We start from the raw sequence: 16,610 nt of genomic DNA, 5'->3' as shown, positions 1-16,610 counted from the left end.
CACGTTCAGTTTGGCGCAACCGCCAATCTGCTCTAAGCACCCGCGTCCCTTTCCAGATGGTGTCCCCAATGCGTCGTATTGCGTCCCTTTTTGCGTTCGTCGCCGCCGCCGCGGCGGTCCCCGCCATTGCGCAGATCGTCGACGCGCCCATCCCCGGCCGCGCCGCACCCGCGTCGCCGACCGACAAGGAGAACCTGCTTCTCCTCGACTTGTCGACCGGTGGACGCGTGACGATCTGGCTGCGTCCCGACGTCGCGCCCAGGACGGTGGAACGGATTAAGACGCTAGCGCGCCGCCATTTCTACGATGGCCTGGCCTTCCACCGCGTCATCGACGGCTTCATGGCGCAAGGCGGCGATCCCAAGGGCGACGGCACCGGCGGCTCCGACCTTCCCGACCTGAAAGCCGAGTTCAACTACCTCCCCCACGTCCGCGGCGCGGTGGCGGCGGCGCGCGCGGAGGCCGAGAACAGCGCCAACAGCCAGTTCTACATCGTCTTCCAGCCCAAGCTGAACTTGGACAAGAAATACACCGTGTTTGGCCGCGTCATCGACGGCATGCGTTACGTCGATGCGATCGAGCGTGGCGAGCCGCCGTCGAACCCGAGCCGCATCGTCCACGCCTATGTCGCCGCGGATGCGCCGCCTCCGTTCCAGGCCGCGCCGCCGCCCGCTCTGCTGGGATCGCTGCCGGCGCAGATGCCGGATGTCGCCGCCCTGAAGCGCGTGCCTAAGGCATCCGCTCCGAAAGCGGCTCCAAGGACGAAGTGAAGGTCGACCTCTTCGATTTCGACCTGCCCGCGGATCGCATCGCCCTTCGGCCCGCGTCACCGCGCGACGGGGCGCGAATGCTGGTCCTCGACGGCGATGCGACCCGCGACGCAAGCGTCGGCGACCTGCCCGCGTGCTTGCGCCCCGGCGACTGCCTGGTCTTCAACGACACCCGCGTCATCCCCGCCCAGCTTGAGGGCCGGCGGGGCGAAGCGCGAATAAGCGCGACCCTCCACAAGCGCGAAGGTTCCCGCCGCTGGCACGCTTTCGTCAAGGGCGCGAAACGGCTGCGCCTTGGCGACGCCATCGACTTCGGTCATGACGTCCACGCCACCGTCGAGAGCCGCGGCGAAGACGGCAGCATCGTCCTGGACTTCGCGGGAACCGAGCCGGTCGAGCTGCTCCTTGCCCGCGCAGGCACGATGCCGCTACCCCCCTACATCGCGGGCAAGCGAGCCACCGACGCGCGCGACGCGGACGATTACCAGACGATGTTCGCCGCCGAACCCGGCGCGGTGGCGGCACCCACCGCGGCATTGCATTTTACGCCCGCGCTGATGGCGGCGCTGGCAGAGGCGGGTATCGCGCACGAGACCCTCACGCTTCACGTCGGCGCGGGCACCTTCCTGCCGGTCAAGGCAGACGACACCGCCGACCACCGCATGCACGCCGAATGGGGCCGCATCGACCCCGCCACCGCCGCCCGGCTGAACGCGGTGCGCGCGAACGGCGGCCGGGTGATCGCGGTCGGCACCACCTCGCTCCGCCTGATCGAGAGTGCCTGCGGCGAGGACGGCATCGTCGCTCCGTTCGAAGGCGACACCGCGATCTTCATCACCCCCGGCTACGCTTTCCGCGGCGTCGACGGCCTCCTCACCAACTTCCACCTGCCCCGCTCGACCCTGTTCATGCTGGTCAGTGCCTTGATGGGCCGCGAGCGGATGCAGGCCGCGTACGCGCATGCGATTGCGCAAGGCTATCGCTTCTACAGCTACGGCGACGCGTCGTTGCTGCTGCCGTAAGGCCTGTCGCTCCGGGGCGACGCAAGGCTCACAATGGATGTTTCGGTCGGTTGCTTCGCCAACCGCTGCCGCTTATCGAACCTGGAAACCGGGGGGCTTGATCATGACGACGACGGCACGCTATTTCGTAAATGCTTTGGTGAACGACAATGACCGGCTGGTTGGCTATCTGGTGAATGGCCAAGCCGTTTTCATCGACGAGCCGACGTCGTGGTCTTCCGTAGCCGATGGCTTGTTCGACGCAAACAACACGCTCGTTGGCTATGCGGGTTCGACGAAGACGTTCTCAAACGGGAATACCGTCCTGTTGGCTGGTGGTGTGTCCGGGTACGAGACGTATTATGGTCTGGATTCCTACTGGTTTTCTCGAGACGGTTTCAATTACGACTTCGTCGTCAAGGTACAGGACGAGGAGTTCGAGTTTGCCACGCCATATGAAGGCAAAGACTTCTTCGTTTTTACGGTTGCTGACGATCTCGGAGATTCCAATTACGTCTACTCCATCACCGATACCGGGCAACTTAACGGGCTGATCGGCGGATACGACGGCGGACCTTCCGATTTCGTCGTCCGCGACGACGCCGTAGAATTTGCCTTCTGGTCCGAGGGTAACCCGCTCGACACCTATGTCACCGACGGCACGGTACTGCGACGGCTGAGCGAGGTGGATGCAGCACCTACCGCGCTGACAATTGATCGCACGCGAACCTCGGAGAGTGCGCAGGCGGGCTTCGTGGTCGCGCGCTTCGCAGCGCTGGACCCGGATGCACAGGATCGCATCTTCTATCACATCGTCGCCGATTCGACCGGCGGCGCGCTGACGGTCGCCGGCGATGCGCTGATCGTCGCAAAGGGCATGCGCTTCGATTTCGAAACCGCGCCGCAGATCGCGGTGACGATCCGCGCCGTCGATCTGGCCGGAAACGCGATCGATCGATCCTTCGTCCTCGACGTGCTGGACGTGGACGCCAACCGGCCGCCGGTGATCACCTCGGACGGCGGTGGCGCGACCGCCTTCATTGCGCTGGGCGAGCGCGAACTGGTGGTGACTCAGGTCGCCGCCGCCGACCCGGATGCGGGCACGACATTCGATTTCACCATCGTCGGCGGCGCCGATGCGGCGCTGTTGCGCATCGACGCAAGCACCGGCGCGCTCAGCTTCCGCAACCCGACCGACTTCGAGGCGCCCGCCGACGCCGACCGAGACAATGTCTACGAGGTGACCGTTTCGGCCAGCGACGGCGTGTTCGATGTAGCGCAACGCCTTTCGATCGCTGTGCTCGATCGACCGGACGGCGGCGAACAGATCGTCGCGATGAGGGGCTCGGTCGGGCTGTCCAGCAACGGCACCGCCAACGGATCGGCGGGTGCCGACACGATCGCCGGATCGGTGCGCGCCGACAACATCTACGGCAAGGCGGGCGACGATATCATCGGCGGCGGCGACGGGAATGACTCGCTTCGGGGCGATGGTGGCTCGGACTTGCTGATGGGAGAAGCAGGCAGCGATCTTCTCGACGGCGGCGCCGGGCGCGACCGGATGATCGGCGGTCCGGGGGACGACCTGTATATCGTTGATGATGCAGGCGACCAAATGCTGGAACTGGCCGGACAAGGTCGCGACACGGTGCGCGCGTCGGTGTCGTGGACGTTGGGCACGGAACTCGAAGTGCTGGAACTCACCGGCACCGCGCACCTGACCGGGCAAGGCAACGCGCTAGACAACAAGATCCGCGGCAATGCGGGCGACAATCTGCTGATCGGCGGAGCAGGTCGCGATGTGATCGAGGGCGGCGATGGTTGGGATGTGTTGATCGGCGGCCCGGGCGGCGACCAGTTGACCGGCGGCGCGGGCTCGGACCGGTTCCGCTTCGATCAGGTGGCCGCGGCAGGCGAGCGGGACGTCATCACCGATTTCGCCCACGGCGTTGACCGGATCGAGCTCGCGGCGACCGCCTTCGGCCTGACCGCAAGCGCGCTCAGCTCCGCCCTGCTCACCATCGGCTCGACCGCGGCGACGGCGGCGACGCGTCTCGTCTACGATCCGCACTCGGGCGTGCTGTCCTACGATCCAGACGGTAGCGGGGCGGCTGCATCGGTGCAGCTTGCCCAGTTCACCGGCACTCCGCTGCTCAGCGCATCGGATTTCGCGGTAATCTGATCGGCGCGTCGTCGAAGCAGCCGAAAGGAAGCGCCGGGCGAGTCTCGCTAGGGCGGAGCAAATTCGAAGGCGGGTGGCGTTCGCGCCCGCCTGCGTACGGTTTACGCGTCGACAGCTATGGCGATGCGGTCCGGGTCCTGCCATGACTCCGCCCGATGCTCCTCGCCCTCCTCCTCCAGGCCGCCGCGCCGTCCGCCGATGTCGTCGTTCGCGCGCCGCTGCCCGCCCCGTTGCAGACGCCCGCGACCATCCTCGTCGAGCCCGTCGCGATGCTGATCGCGACCTTCGACGGCGAGCCCGACGGCGGCACCGACGGGGAGCGCGACGGGCTGGTCGAGCGCTCCGAGATCGACGCCGGCATCGCCCGTACCTTCGCCGCGATCGACACGGCGAAGACCGGCAAGCTGCGCTACCTCGCCTATTCCGACTGGGCGCTGCGCTGGCTCGGCGACCGCGCCGCGCTGCCCAGCCCCTACGAGGTCGACCGCGACAACGACGACGCGGTGTCGCTGGTCGAGATGCAGGACCATTTCTCGCGGCTGTTCGCACGCTACGACAAGGATGGCGACAAGCGCATCAGCCGTGCCGAGCTCCTCACCTTTCGCGCCGCGCCGATCGACAAGGACGGGCCCACCGGCGGCAAGCGTCCGGGCGGCAAACCACCGCGCAGATGACCCGCTTCGCCTTCTCGATCCACGCGACCTGCGGCAAGGCGCGGACCGGCACGATCCGGATGGGGCGCGGCGACATCCGCACGCCAGCGTTCATGCCGGTCGGCACCGCCGCGACCGTCAAGGCGATGAAACCCGCCGACGTCGCCGCGGCGGGCGCCGACATCCTCCTGGGCAACACCTATCACCTGATGCTCCGCCCCGGCGCCGAGCGGGTGGCGCGGCTCGGCGGGCTGCACGCGCTGATGGGGTGGTCGAAACCGATCCTCACCGATTCGGGCGGCTATCAGGTGATGAGCCTGGCCGACCTGACCAAACGGTCCGAGGACGGCGTCGCGTTCAAGTCGCACCTCGACGGATCGCGCCACTTGCTCAACCCCGAACGCTCGATGGAGATTCAGCGGCTGCTCGGCTCGGACATCGTCATGGCCTTCGACGAGCTCGTGCCGACCACGTCGACGCCCGAGGTGCAGATGGCGGCGATGGAGCGATCGATGCGCTGGGCGAAGCGCTCGCGCGACGCCTTCGACGCAGGCGGCGAGCATGCGGAGCGCGCCGCGCTGTTCGGCATCCAGCAGGGCGCGCTCGACGAGGGTCTGCGCAAGGCCTCCGCCGACGCGCTGACCGCCATCGGCTTCGACGGCTATGCGGTCGGCGGGCTCGCGGTCGGCGAGGGGCAGGACGCGATGTTCGCGGCCCTCGACTTCGCGCCGGACCAGCTCCCCGCGGACAAGCCCCGCTATCTCATGGGCGTCGGCAAGCCGACCGACATCGTCGGCGCGGTCGAGCGCGGGGTCGACATGTTCGACTGCGTCCTGCCCACCCGGTCGGGCCGCACGGGGCAGGCGTTCACGCGGGCAGGCCCGCTCAACATCCGCAACGCGCGGCATGCCGAGGATACCGGTCCGCTCGATCCCGCCTGCGCCTGCCCGGTCTGCACGACCTGGAGCCGCGCCTACCTCCATCATCTCGTGCGCGCGGGCGAAATCCTTGGCGCGATGTTGATGACCGAACACAATATCTGCTTCTATCAGGATCTGATGGCGGACCTGCGCGAAGCCATCGCGGACCGGCGCCTGCCGCAGTTCGCGAACGACTTCCGCGCCGCCTATGCGCAAGGAGAGCGAGCATGACCGACACACCCGGCACCGGCACCGGCCCCCACACCGTGAACGACACCCCGAACGAGATCCTCGCCGCCGCCAAGCACGCCAAGGACGCCGCGAGCGCCGCCGCCGAGGCGGTCGCCGCACGCACCAAGTCCTGGCCGCTGGCCAAGATCAGCTTGGGCATGTCGATCGGCTCCGCCGCGGTCGCCGCCGCGGTCCTGTTCGCCAACAGCCGGCGCGACGGCAAGTGAAGCGCGCCGCCCTCCTGCTCGCCGCCGCCGTCCTGCCTTCGGCGGCGCAGGCGCAGACCGCGCCCGCCGCCCCCGTCAAGCCGATCGCCTTCACCGAACGCACGCTTGCCAACGGCCTGCGCGTCTACGCGATCCGCGACACGACGACGCCGAACGTCGCGGTGCAGGTCTGGTACGACGTCGGCTCCAAGGACGACCCGAAGGACCGCTCGGGCTTCGCGCACGTGTTCGAACATCTGATGTTCAAGGCGACGCGCAACCTCGTCCCCGAACAGATGGACCGGCTGACCGAGGACGTCGGCGGCTACAACAACGCCTCCACCAACGACGATTACACCAATTACTACGAGGTCGTTCCCGCCAACCACCTCCAACGGCTGCTGTTCGCCGAGGCGGACAGGATGGCCAGCCTGGTCGTCGAGCCGGTCAGCTTCGCCTCCGAACGCGACGTGGTGAAGGAGGAGCTGCGCCAGTCGACCCTCGCGCGGCCCTACGGCAAGCTGTTCTCGCTCTATTATCCCGCGGTCGCCTACAGCGTGCACCCGTACGCGCGCGGCACGATCGGCAGCATCGCGAACCTCGACGCCGCGTCGATCGACGACGTCCGCGCCTTTCACGCGACCTATTACCGCCCGGACAATGCCGTGCTGGTGGTCGCGGGCAATTTCGATGCAGCGCAGCTTGATCGCTGGATCGACGGCTATTTCGCCAGGATCACGAAGGCCGCGCGCGCCGTTCCGCGGGTGACCGTCGCCGAACCCGCCCGCACGCAGGCGACGACGCACACCGTCTACGAGCCCAACACCCCGCTCCCTGCGGTGCTGACCAGCTGGCACATCCCGGCCGACCGTCACCCCGACACGCCCGCGCTGACCGTGCTGAACGCAATCCTGTCGACGGGCGAAAGCTCGCGGCTGTACGAGACCCTCGTCTACCGCGACCAGCTCGCGCAATCCGCCGCGTCGATCCTCGACACGCGCCAGTCGACCGGCAACCTCGCGGTCTACGCGATCCTCGCGGGCGGCAAATCCGCGGAAGCCGGCGAAGCGGCCCTGATGCGAGAGGTCGCACGCCTGCGCGACGCCCCCGTCACCACGGCCGAACTGTCGGAGGCGAAGAACGAGATCCTCACCGACGCGATCCGTTCGAGAGAGACTGCCGAGGGCCGCGCCAGTGCCCTGGCCGAATCGGTCATCATCGACGGCGATCCCCGCGCCTCGGACGCCCAGCTCTCGGCCATCGCGCGGGTGACCGCCGCCGATGTCCAGCGGGTCGCGCGCGCGTATCTCGGCGCCAACCAGGCCGCGACGATCCGCTACCTGCCGCTCGAGGCCAAGCCTGCAGGAACCGCCAGCGCACCTATCGCCATTGCGGCTACGGTGCAGGCCGCGCCGCTCACCGCCCCCGCCGACATCGCGCTCGTCACCCCCGCGACCGCCGCCCAGCGCGTCCAGCTCCCAGCCCCCGGCGCGCCGGTCGCGCCGATGCTGCCGGTGCCGGTCGAGATGCGGCTCGCCAACGGCCTGCGTGTCGTCACCGTAGAGCGCCACGACCTGCCCATCGTCACCGCCGCGCTCGTCGCGACCGGCGGCGCTGCAACCGACCCGGCGTCCCGCTCCGGTTCCGCCAGCCTCGCCTCCGACCTACTGACGAAGGGCACGAAAACCCGCTCGGCGACCGAGATCGCACGCGCGATCGAGTCGCTCGGCGGCTCGATCGCGGCGGGCACCGACCGCGACGGCGCCTCGATCGGCGTGACAGTCAAGTCGGACCAGATCGCCCCGGCGATGGCGATCCTGGCCGACGTCGCGACCGCGCCAGCCTTCGCGCCTGAGGAGATCGAGCGTGCCCGCGCGCAGGCGATCGACGGCCTGACCGTCACGCTCAAGAACCCCGCCGCACTCGCCAGCCTTGTCGCCGCGCGGGCGGTGTTCGGCGACGAACCTTACGGCGCGCCGGTGTCCGGAACACCCGCATCGCTGGCGGCATTGACTCGGGACGACCTGGTGCGATCCTATCGACGGACCTGGACCCCCAGGCATGCGACGCTCGCCATGGTCGGGGACATCACCCCCGCCGCGGCGCGCTCGCTCGCCGAACGCCGGTTCGGAACATGGCGCGGACCCGATGCGGCATCGGCTCCGGGCCGGCGCGGAACCGACCGGCTCGTGATCGAGCCCGCCCCCCGCGTCATCGTCGTCGACCTGCCCGATGCCGGCCAGGCGGGTGTCGTCGTAGCGCGCTCAGCCTTGGCACGCCGCGACCCGCGCTATTACGATCTGGCGGTTGCCAACACGGTGCTGGGCGGCGGCTTCTCGTCGCGGTTGAACCAGGAAATCCGCATCAAGCGCGGGTTGGCGTACGGCGCGGGCAGCGGCGTCCAGGCGCTGCGTCTCCCCGGCAGCGTGTCGGCGCGCACCCAGACCAAGAACGCGACCGCGCCGGAGGTCGTCGCGCTGATCGTCGCCGAGATGAAGCGGATGGGCACCACCCTCGTCCCCGCGGCCGAGCTCGACACCCGCAAGGCCGTCCTCGTCGGCGGCTTCGGCCGCGCGATCGAGACCACGTCGGGGGTCGCCGACATTCTCGGCGATTACCTCGTCCAAGACGTGCCGCTGACCGAACTCGCCCGCTTCACCGGCGCGGTGGAAGGAGTGGATCCGGCAGCCGTCCAGCGTGCGGCGGCGGCGCTGCTCGATCCGCAGGCCGCCAGCATCGTGGTCGTGGGCGATGCGAAGCAGTTCCTCGAACCGCTGCGCAAGGCGTATCCCGGATTGGAGGTCGTGCCCGCAAGCGCGCTCAAGCTGGACAGCGCTACTCTCAAGTAATGCCGCAGCCGTTCGAGATCACAGTGTCGCTCTTTTCCCGGCTTGCGGGAGTATGACAGCAACGACAAAGGCCGCGGACGTCATCACGTCCGCGGCCTTTGATGGAACTTTGGAAAGAGCGCGTTTACGCTTGTTCGGTCGCTGCCGCCTTGCGCTTGCGGCCGGCGGGAGCCGGCGCAGGCGCCGCGTCCTCGACGGGCTTGCGCGGGCCGGGCTTGCGGCCCAAGCCGATCTTCTTGGCCATCGCCCGGCGGCTTTCCGAGTAGTTTTCGGCGACCATGGGATAGTCTGCCTTGAGGCCGTAGCGCTCGCGATATTCGGGCGGCGACATGCCGTGCGTCGCGAGATGGCGGCGCAGCGTCTTGTACGGCTTGCCGTCGATCATCGAGATGATGTGATCCTTCGACGCCAGCGACTTGCGCGCCGACACGGCCGGCGTGTATTCGGGCGCGGCTTCGACCGGTGCGGGCGCTTCGGTGCGGCCGAACATCATCGAGACGGTCTCGTGCATCTTGCCCAGGAATGCGGGAACGTCTTCTGCGGTGGTACGGGTGTTGGGATTGCCCAGCCAGGCGATCGTCAGCTCGGTTGCCAGTTCGACGGCGTTCACGTCGGTATTGTCTTCGGTCATTGAATACTCCTGATGCGCGTTCCCTAACATCCCGATATTGTGGGTCAATACTTATTTTTGTAGAAATGTCACACTTGAAGAAGATGAACATCCGTTCATTCTTTGCACTTCGGCTATTTACGGCCGCGATCCCGACCTGATCGGATCGCGCAGCGCCCCGCAACACTCCTAGCCTTGCGCAGCGTTCACCATTTCGCCGACCGGTCGCACATCTGCTTGAGACGCGTTTGCGTAGCGCCGGGCAATCATTGCGCAGGCGATCAACTGAATTTGGTGAAACAGCATCACCGGCAGCAACACGATGCCGACCTGGCCTGCGGAAAACAACACCCCCGCCATGGGAACACCCGAAGCCAGACTCTTCTTGGAGCCGCAGAAAACCAACACGATCGCATCCTCGCGCGCTAGCCCCAGAACGCGCGCCGCACCCCATGTCGCCATCAGGACTATAGCAAGCAGTGCGAAGCACAGCATTAGGATGATGCCGAGGTCCACGGGCGACAAGCGGTGCCACAGCCCCTCCACCACCGCTGCGCCGAATGCGACATAGACGACGAGCAGGATCGATCCGCGGTCGACAAGGGATAGCAGCAGCTTTTGCCGCGCAACGAAGCCGCCGATCCACGGCCCCAGCACGTGCCCCGCGACGAACGGCATCAGCAGCTGCAGGATGATGGCTTCGACCGACGCGAGGCCCACGCCACCGCTTCCCTGCTGCATCAGCAGCGCTACCAGCGCGGGAGTCAGCACGATGCCGAGCAGGTTGGAGAAGGACGCGCTGCACACCGCCGCCGCGACATTGCCGCGAGCGATCGCGGTGAAGGCGATCGACGATTGCACGGTGGACGGCAGCAGCGTCAGGAACAGCATCCCCGCCGCAAGCGGACCGGGCAGCCCCGGTGCCCGTGCCAGCACCAGCCCGAGGATCGGAAACAGCACAAAGGTCGACGCCAGCACCGCGGCGTGCAGCCGCCAGTTGCGCATTCCCGCGACGATCGCCTGGCGCGACAATTTGGCACCGTGGAGGAAGAACAGCAGCACGATGCCGACCCGCGCCGCCCATTCGGCCACTCCCGCCCACATTCCACGCGCCGGCAGGATTGTCGCCAGCAGGACGGTGCCGAGCAGCGCCAGGACGAACGGCTCGAACAGCGCGGCGAGACGCCGCAGCATCAATGCGCCTTCACGAACGCATCGAGCCGGTCGAGATGCCCGGCGAGTGCCGCATCGTCGATGAAGCTGCCGAGAAAGCTGTTGCGCGCCAACGTCACCACCTGCTCGCGCGACAGGTTGCGTGCCGCGGCGACAGCACGAAAGTTCTCGCCGATATAGCCGCCGAAGTACGAAGGGTCGTCCGAGTGGATCGTCGCGCGCAGGCCGAGATCGAGCATCCGGTCGATCGGATGCACGTCGAGGCTCGCGACGTTGCGCAACGCGACGTTCGACGACGGGCAGACCGTCAGCGTCATGCCCGCGCGCGCGAGCCGTGCGACGAGTGCGTGGTCCTCGAGCGAACGATTGCCGTGATCGATCCGGTCGACGTGAAGCACGTCCAACGCCTCGTGAACATAAGCCGGCGGGCCCTCCTCGCCCGCGTGCGCGCACAGCTTCAATCCCCGCTCGCGCGAGGCCGCGAAGACCCGCGCGAACTTGGACGGCGGATGGCCGACCTCCGACGAGTCCAGGCCCACCCCGACGAAGCGGTCGAGCCACGGTTCCGCCTGAGCGAGCGTGGCGAAGGCATCGTCCTCGTCGAGGTGACGCAGGTAGCTCATGATGAGGCCGACGGTCATCCCATGCTTCGCCTCGGCCGCCGCGATCCCCGCGAACAGTCCGCTGGCGACCACGTCGAACGGGATGCCACGATGCGTATGGGTCTGCGGATCGAAGAAGATCTCCGCGTGCACCACGCCGTCCGCCGCCGCGCGATCGAAATAGGCGAGCGCAAGGTCGTGGAAATCCTCCTCGGTGCGCAGCACGCCGGCGCCCGCGTAATAGATGTCGAGGAAACTCTGCAGGTCGGTGAAGCTGTACGCCGCGCGCACCTCTTCGACGCTTTTGAACGGGATCGCGACGCTGTTCCGCCGGGCAAGCGCGACCATCATCTCGGGCTCCAGGCTGCCCTCGATGTGGAGGTGAAGCTCGGCCTTGGGCAGCGCGGTGAGGAAGGCGTCGTCGATCATGGGGCTACTCCGGTGTCGGACCGACAGTATCGGCACTCACTGGGCCCGGCAAACTTCTGTGACGCCGGGTGCATTCACCATTTGACGCGCCGAACCGTGACAGTAAGGTAAGACACTTGAGGGGAGCGGACACGCTCCAGCATTTCGTCGGAGACCGGCCTTGCACAGACGTGATTTCCTTACCGCCACCGGCATCGCGCTCGGCGGCGGCATGGTGCCCGCATTCCTGGGGCGCGCGATCGCCGCGCAGGATCTGCAGTCGATGCTGGACGTCGGTCTCAAGAAGCGTCTGGCCGACGCCGCCCTCAATGCCGCAACCGGGGCGGGTGCCACGTATTGCGACGTCCGGGTCGGCCGCTACCTGCGCCAGTTCGTGATCACGCGCGAGGCGAATGTCGAGAACGTCGTCAACACCGAGTCGACGGGCGTCGGCATCCGCGTGATCGCCGGCGGAGCCTGGGGTTTTGCGGCCACCAACGACCTGTCGCCCGAGGCCGTCGCTGCGGCGGCGCGTCAGGCGACCGCGATCGCCAAGGCCAATGCGAAGACGCAGACCGCACCCGTCCAGCTCGCGCCCGTCAAGGGCGTCGGCGAGGTCAGCTGGAAAACGCCGATCGTCAAGAACGCGATGGCGGTGCCGATCAAGGACAAGGCCGACCTGCTGCTCGGCGTCAACGCCGCGGCCACCGCGGCCGGCGCCGATTTCGTCAACTCGATCCTATTCCTGGTCAACGAGCAGAAGTATTTCGCCTCCACGGACGGATCGTACATCGACCAGGACGTCCACCGCATCTGGGCGCCGATGACGGTCACCGCGATCGACAAGGCGACGGGCAAGTTCCGCACCCGCGCCGGGCTGTCGGCACCGATGGGCATGGGCTTCGAATATCTCGACGGCAATGCCAAGGACAAGGTCGTCTCGCCCAATGGCGTCGTCAATTACGGCATGTCCTACGACCTGAAGGAGGACGCGGTCGCCGCGGCGAAACAGGCGCGCGCCAAGCTGAAGGCGCCGTCGGTGAAACCGGGCAAGTACGATCTGGTCCTCGATCCCTCGCATACCTGGCTGACCATCCACGAAAGCGTCGGCCACCCGACCGAACTCGACCGCGTGCTCGGCTACGAGGCGAATTACGCGGGCACCAGCTTTGCGACCCTCGACAAGCGCGAGGCCAAATTCCAGTACGGCAGCCCCGAGGTGACGATCGTCGCCGACAAATTGCAGCCTGGCAGCCTGGGCGCGGTCGGCTACGACGACGAGGGCGTGAAGACCAAGCGCTGGGACCTGATCCGCGACGGCAAGCTGGTCGATTACCAGGCGATCCGCGACCAGGCGCATATCCTGGGGAAGACCGCGTCGGACGGCTGCTGCTACGCCGACAATTGGGCGAGCGTGCAGTTCCAGCGGATGGCCAACGTCTCGCTCCTACCCGGCAAGAAGAAGCAGTCGGTCGCCGACATGATCGCCGGCGTCGAGGACGGCATCTACATCATCGGCGACGGCAGCTTCTCGATCGACCAGCAGCGCTACAATGCGCAGTTCGGCGGCGAGTTGTTCTACGAGATCAAGAACGGCAAGATCACCCAGCAGATCGAGGACGTCGCCTACCAGATCCGCACGCCCGAATTCTGGAACGCGTGCGTGGGGGTGTGCGACGAACGCGATTACCGGCTCGGCGGCTCGTTCTTCGACGGCAAGGGCCAGCCTGCGCAGGTCTCGGCGGTCAGCCACGGATCGTCGACCGCGCGCTTCAACGGCATCAACGTCATCAACACCGCCCGCACGCTCGGCTGAGGAGACCAGACCCATGAGCATCCTCACCGAAAGCGAAGCCTACGCCATCCTCGACAAGGTCGTAAAGCTGTCCAAGGCCGACCAGTGCACCGCGCAGCTGTCGGGATCGATCGACGGCAACGTCCGCTTCGCGCTCAACAACGTGTCGACCAGCGGCATCGTCTCCAACGTCGATCTCGCGGTGGAGGTCGCGTTCGGCAAGCGCGTCGGCATCGCCACGATCAACCAGTTCGACGATGCGTCGCTCGAACGCGTCGTCCGCCGGGCCGAGGATTTGGCACGCCTCGCCCCCGAAAACCCCGAGTTCGTCCCCGCGGTCGGCAAGCAGGACTACAAGCCGACGTCGACCTTCAGCCCCGCAACGGCGGCGATCACGCCCGACTACCGCGCCAAGGTGGCGGCGGATTCCATTGGGCCGTGCCGCGCTGGCAAGCTCGTCGCCGCGGGGTTCCTGCAGGACGGCCAGAGCTTCAGCGCGGTCGTCAATTCCAAGGGCAACCGCGGCTACCAGCGCGCGACCGCGCTCGACTATACCTGCACCGTCCGCACCGACGACGGTCGCGGATCGGGGTGGGTGGGGCGCAGCCTCCAGGATGCGGCCAGTTTCGACGCGGGCACCGAAATCCGCACCGCGATGCGCAAGGCGAGCGCCTCGGCCGACGCCAAGGCGTTGGAGCCCGGCAAGTACACCGTCATCCTCGAACCCGCCGCCGCGGCGGGGCTCATCAGCTTCATGCTGAACTTCTTCGACGCGCGCCAGGCCGACGAGGGCCGCAGCTTCCTGTCCAAGAAGGGCGGCGGCAACAAGGTCGGCGAGCAGGTCTATGCGCCGTCGGTGACGATGTTCTCCGATCCCGGCTATGCGGCGGCCCCGGTGCTGCCGTGGGACGGCGATTTCCTGGCGCGCGAACGGACGCCGATCATCGACAAGGGCAAGGTCGCGAACCTGCAATACTCCCGCTACTGGGCACAGAAGCAGGGCAAGCGCGCGGTCGGCGAGCCGGGCAACCTCATCATGGAGGGCGGCACGAAAACGACCGCCGAACTGGTCCGCACCACCGAGCGCGGCATCCTGGTGACGCGCACCTGGTACATCCGCATGGTCGACCCGCAGACCGTGCTGCTGACCGGCCTGACCCGCGACGGCACCTTCTATATCGAGGGCGGGCAGATCAAATATCCGGTGAAGAATTTTCGGTTCAACGAGTCGCCGGTGATCATGCTGAACAACGTCGAGGAGCTCGGACGGCCGGTGCGGGTGCAGGGTGATGAATCGAACCTGATCATGGTGATCCCGCCGATGAAACTCAGGGACTTCACCTTCACGTCACTGTCGGACGCGGTTTAGGCCGGATTGTGAGGGCGGGCGCGAGCCAAACAATCCTTCGTCACCCCGGACCTGTTCCGGGGTCCAGCGTGCGGCGGGCAGTGCGGTTCCAGGCTCGAAGGTCAGCGCTCACGCCGCCCTGGGCTCCGGCACAAGGCCGGGGTGACGGATTCCTGTGACCCGCTCGGAGTTCCTCCGGCTGGCAACAGCAGGACTTGCCACCGCCCTGCTTCCCCGCGTCCTCACCGCCGCCGCCACCTACGACTTCTGGTTCACCCGCCTCAGCTACCAGTCCGGCGACTGGGACGTCGACCAGCGGATGCCCGCCAGCCTCATCACTGCGCTGATCGACTACACCAATCTGCGCGTCGACTCCAAGGAGCGCGTCGTCGCGCTGTCCGACCCGAAGATGCTGACCGCCCCCTTCTGCTACATCGCGGGGCACAAACTGGTCGAATTCTCCGCCGCCGAGCGCCGCAACTTCGCGGCCTACGTGCGCAACGGCGGCTTCGTGCTGGTCGACGATTGCAACCACGACATCGACGGGCTGTTCGCCAAATCGTTCGAGCGGCAGATGGCGGCGATCTTCGGACCCAAGGCGCTTCGGAAGCTGCCCAACACCCACCCGCTCTACCGCAGCTTCTTCAAATTCCCCGGACCGCCCAACACCGGCCTCGAACTCAACGGCTGGGGCGACGACCTGGTCCACGATTATCTCAAGGGTATCGAGATCGGCGGGCGGCTCGGCGTGCTCTACAGCAACAAGGACTACGGGTGCGAATGGGACTACGACTGGCGCAACAAGCGCTTCCTGGCCGAAGACAATACCCGGTTTGCGGTCAACATCGTCATGTATGCGATGAGTGTCTAGGATGACCGAACAAGAGGTCCAAGACCAGCTCGCCAAGCTCGCCACCCTGCGCGACGCCATCGCGCAGGCGATCGTCGGGCAGAACGACGTCGTCGAGCAATTGCTGATTGCGCTGCTCGCAGGCGGGCATTGCCTGATCGAGGGCGTGCCGGGGCTCGGCAAGACCCTGCTCGCGCGCACGCTCGGCCAGGCGCTTCACCTCGACTTCCGCCGCATCCAGTTCACCCCCGATCTGATGCCCAGCGACATCCTCGGCACCGAGGTGCTGGAGGAGGACCACGGCACCGGCCACCGCGCTTTCCGCTTTCAGCAGGGTCCTGTGTTCACCAACCTGCTCCTCGCCGACGAACTCAACCGCACGCCGCCCAAGACCCAGGCTGCATTGCTGGAGGCGATGCAGGAGCGCACGGTCAGCTATGCGGGCGTCACTCACCAATTGCCCGCGCCGTTCTTCGTGCTGGCGACGCAGAACCCGCTCGAACAGGCGGGCACCTATCCGCTGCCCGAGGCGCAGCTCGACCGGTTCCTGCTCCACGTCCGCGTCGGCTATCCGACCGAGGCCGAGGAGCGCGACATCCTGTCGCAAACCACTGGCGCAGCGCAGGCCGCGGTGCCGCAGGTGATGACCGGCGAGACCGTGCTGGCCCTTCAGCGCTGGGTCCGCGACGTCCACGTGAGCGCCGACCTGCTCGACTGGGTCAACCGCCTCGTCCGCGCGACCCGGCCGGGAGAAGGCGCACCAGACGTGGTTGCGCGCTACGTCCGCTGGGGCGCAGGGCCGCGTGCCGGGCAGTCGCTGATCCTTGCCAGCAAGGCACGCGCGCTGCTCCATGGCCGGCTGGCGGCGACCCGCAACGACGTGGCGGCGCTCGCCGCCCCGGTTATGCGCCACCGCCTGCTGCTGTCGTTCGCCGCCGAAGCCGAAGGGCGCACCACCGACGACGTGATCGCCGCCACCTTGCGCGACGTGGCACCTCCGGCGGCGTGAGGC

14 protein-coding genes are annotated in these 16,610 nt (G+C 67.3%); 11 read left to right on the top strand and 3 right to left on the bottom strand.

The window, feature by feature from the left end; genetic code table 11:
• Positions 1-68: 68 nt before the first annotated feature.
• From ACE5C1_RS11945 to ACE5C1_RS11915, 7 genes are all read left to right on the top strand, one after another.
• On the top strand, positions 69-770 hold the full coding sequence (locus tag ACE5C1_RS11945) for a peptidylprolyl isomerase (protein WP_374944302.1): 702 nt from the start codon (positions 69-71) through the stop codon (positions 768-770).
• A complete protein-coding gene (gene queA / locus ACE5C1_RS11940; RefSeq protein ID WP_374944301.1) occupies positions 767-1,792 on the top strand; it encodes a tRNA preQ1(34) S-adenosylmethionine ribosyltransferase-isomerase QueA in 1,026 nt (341 codons plus the stop codon). Before ACE5C1_RS11945 ends, queA begins: the two co-directional genes overlap by 4 nt.
• On the top strand, positions 1,731-3,953 hold the full coding sequence (locus tag ACE5C1_RS11935) for a hypothetical protein (protein WP_374944300.1): 2,223 nt from the start codon (positions 1,731-1,733) through the stop codon (positions 3,951-3,953). The genes queA and ACE5C1_RS11935 overlap by 62 nt, the downstream gene beginning before the upstream one ends.
• 155 nt (positions 3,954-4,108) lie before the next feature.
• Positions 4,109-4,627 (top strand): EF-hand domain-containing protein, encoded by a 519-nt coding sequence (locus tag ACE5C1_RS11930; protein ID WP_374944299.1) that lies wholly within the window; start codon positions 4,109-4,111, stop codon positions 4,625-4,627.
• Complete coding sequence (gene tgt, locus ACE5C1_RS11925) at positions 4,624-5,757, top strand: tRNA guanosine(34) transglycosylase Tgt (RefSeq protein WP_374944298.1); 1,134 nt, start codon at positions 4,624-4,626, stop codon at positions 5,755-5,757. Before ACE5C1_RS11930 ends, tgt begins: the two co-directional genes overlap by 4 nt.
• Positions 5,754-5,984: a hypothetical protein gene (locus tag ACE5C1_RS11920; RefSeq protein WP_374944297.1), complete on the top strand. Its 231-nt coding sequence runs from the start codon at positions 5,754-5,756 to the stop codon at positions 5,982-5,984. Before tgt ends, ACE5C1_RS11920 begins: the two co-directional genes overlap by 4 nt.
• On the top strand, positions 5,981-8,812 hold the full coding sequence (locus ACE5C1_RS11915) for a M16 family metallopeptidase (RefSeq protein ID WP_374944296.1): 2,832 nt from the start codon (positions 5,981-5,983) through the stop codon (positions 8,810-8,812). Before ACE5C1_RS11920 ends, ACE5C1_RS11915 begins: the two co-directional genes overlap by 4 nt.
• 124 nt (positions 8,813-8,936) lie before the next feature.
• On the opposite strand, the gene ACE5C1_RS11910 is transcribed toward ACE5C1_RS11915, so the two are convergent.
• The 3 genes from ACE5C1_RS11910 to ACE5C1_RS11900 form a co-directional block, all read right to left on the bottom strand.
• The gene (locus tag ACE5C1_RS11910) at positions 8,937-9,443 is read right to left on the bottom strand and encodes a MucR family transcriptional regulator (protein WP_374944295.1); all 507 of its coding nucleotides are present in this window, start codon (positions 9,441-9,443) and stop codon (positions 8,937-8,939) included.
• A 168-nt stretch (positions 9,444-9,611) separates the two neighbouring features.
• Positions 9,612-10,616, bottom strand: a complete 1,005-nt coding sequence (locus ACE5C1_RS11905) for a bile acid:sodium symporter family protein (protein WP_374944294.1) — start codon at positions 10,614-10,616, stop codon at positions 9,612-9,614.
• Positions 10,616-11,626: an adenosine deaminase gene (locus ACE5C1_RS11900; protein ID WP_374944293.1), complete on the bottom strand. Its 1,011-nt coding sequence runs from the start codon at positions 11,624-11,626 to the stop codon at positions 10,616-10,618. The genes ACE5C1_RS11905 and ACE5C1_RS11900 overlap by 1 nt, the downstream gene beginning before the upstream one ends.
• A 160-nt stretch (positions 11,627-11,786) precedes the next feature.
• Between ACE5C1_RS11900 and ACE5C1_RS11895 the strand changes: the two genes are divergently transcribed.
• From ACE5C1_RS11895 to ACE5C1_RS11880, 4 genes are all read left to right on the top strand, one after another.
• On the top strand, positions 11,787-13,421 hold the full coding sequence (locus ACE5C1_RS11895; RefSeq protein WP_374944292.1) for a TldD/PmbA family protein: 1,635 nt from the start codon (positions 11,787-11,789) through the stop codon (positions 13,419-13,421).
• A 13-nt stretch (positions 13,422-13,434) separates the two neighbouring features.
• Positions 13,435-14,769: a TldD/PmbA family protein gene (locus ACE5C1_RS11890; RefSeq protein WP_374944291.1), complete on the top strand. Its 1,335-nt coding sequence runs from the start codon at positions 13,435-13,437 to the stop codon at positions 14,767-14,769.
• A 154-nt stretch (positions 14,770-14,923) separates the two neighbouring features.
• Positions 14,924-15,619, top strand: a complete 696-nt coding sequence (locus tag ACE5C1_RS11885) for a DUF4159 domain-containing protein (protein ID WP_374944290.1) — start codon at positions 14,924-14,926, stop codon at positions 15,617-15,619.
• 1 nt (position 15,620) lies between these two features.
• Positions 15,621-16,607, top strand: a complete 987-nt coding sequence (locus ACE5C1_RS11880; RefSeq protein WP_374944289.1) for an AAA family ATPase — start codon at positions 15,621-15,623, stop codon at positions 16,605-16,607.
• Positions 16,608-16,610 lie beyond the last annotated feature (3 nt).

The organism is Sphingomonas sp. (genome assembly GCF_964263785.1).
In the GTDB taxonomy this organism is placed as follows: Bacteria; Pseudomonadota; Alphaproteobacteria; order Sphingomonadales; family Sphingomonadaceae; genus Sphingomonas.
This window is presented reverse-complemented; position numbering and strand designations above follow the sequence as displayed.

Excerpts from the sequence above, each read along its gene's own strand:
- ACE5C1_RS11900 (WP_374944293.1), bottom strand. The coding sequence starts at position 11,626 with ATGATCGACGACGCCTTCCTCACCGCGCTGCCCAAGGCCGAGCTTCAC.
- ACE5C1_RS11930 (WP_374944299.1), top strand. The coding sequence starts at position 4,109 with ATGCTCCTCGCCCTCCTCCTCCAGGCCGCCGCGCCGTCCGCCGATGTC.
- ACE5C1_RS11945 (WP_374944302.1), top strand. The coding sequence starts at position 69 with ATGCGTCGTATTGCGTCCCTTTTTGCGTTCGTCGCCGCCGCCGCGGCG.
- ACE5C1_RS11905 (WP_374944294.1), bottom strand. The coding sequence starts at position 10,616 with ATGCTGCGGCGTCTCGCCGCGCTGTTCGAGCCGTTCGTCCTGGCGCTG.
- ACE5C1_RS11880 (WP_374944289.1), top strand. The coding sequence starts at position 15,621 with ATGACCGAACAAGAGGTCCAAGACCAGCTCGCCAAGCTCGCCACCCTG.
- tgt (WP_374944298.1), top strand. The coding sequence starts at position 4,624 with ATGACCCGCTTCGCCTTCTCGATCCACGCGACCTGCGGCAAGGCGCGG.
- ACE5C1_RS11910 (WP_374944295.1), bottom strand. The coding sequence starts at position 9,443 with ATGACCGAAGACAATACCGACGTGAACGCCGTCGAACTGGCAACCGAG.
- ACE5C1_RS11890 (WP_374944291.1), top strand. The coding sequence starts at position 13,435 with ATGAGCATCCTCACCGAAAGCGAAGCCTACGCCATCCTCGACAAGGTC.
- ACE5C1_RS11920 (WP_374944297.1), top strand. The coding sequence starts at position 5,754 with ATGACCGACACACCCGGCACCGGCACCGGCCCCCACACCGTGAACGAC.
- ACE5C1_RS11935 (WP_374944300.1), top strand. The coding sequence starts at position 1,731 with ATGCGATTGCGCAAGGCTATCGCTTCTACAGCTACGGCGACGCGTCGT.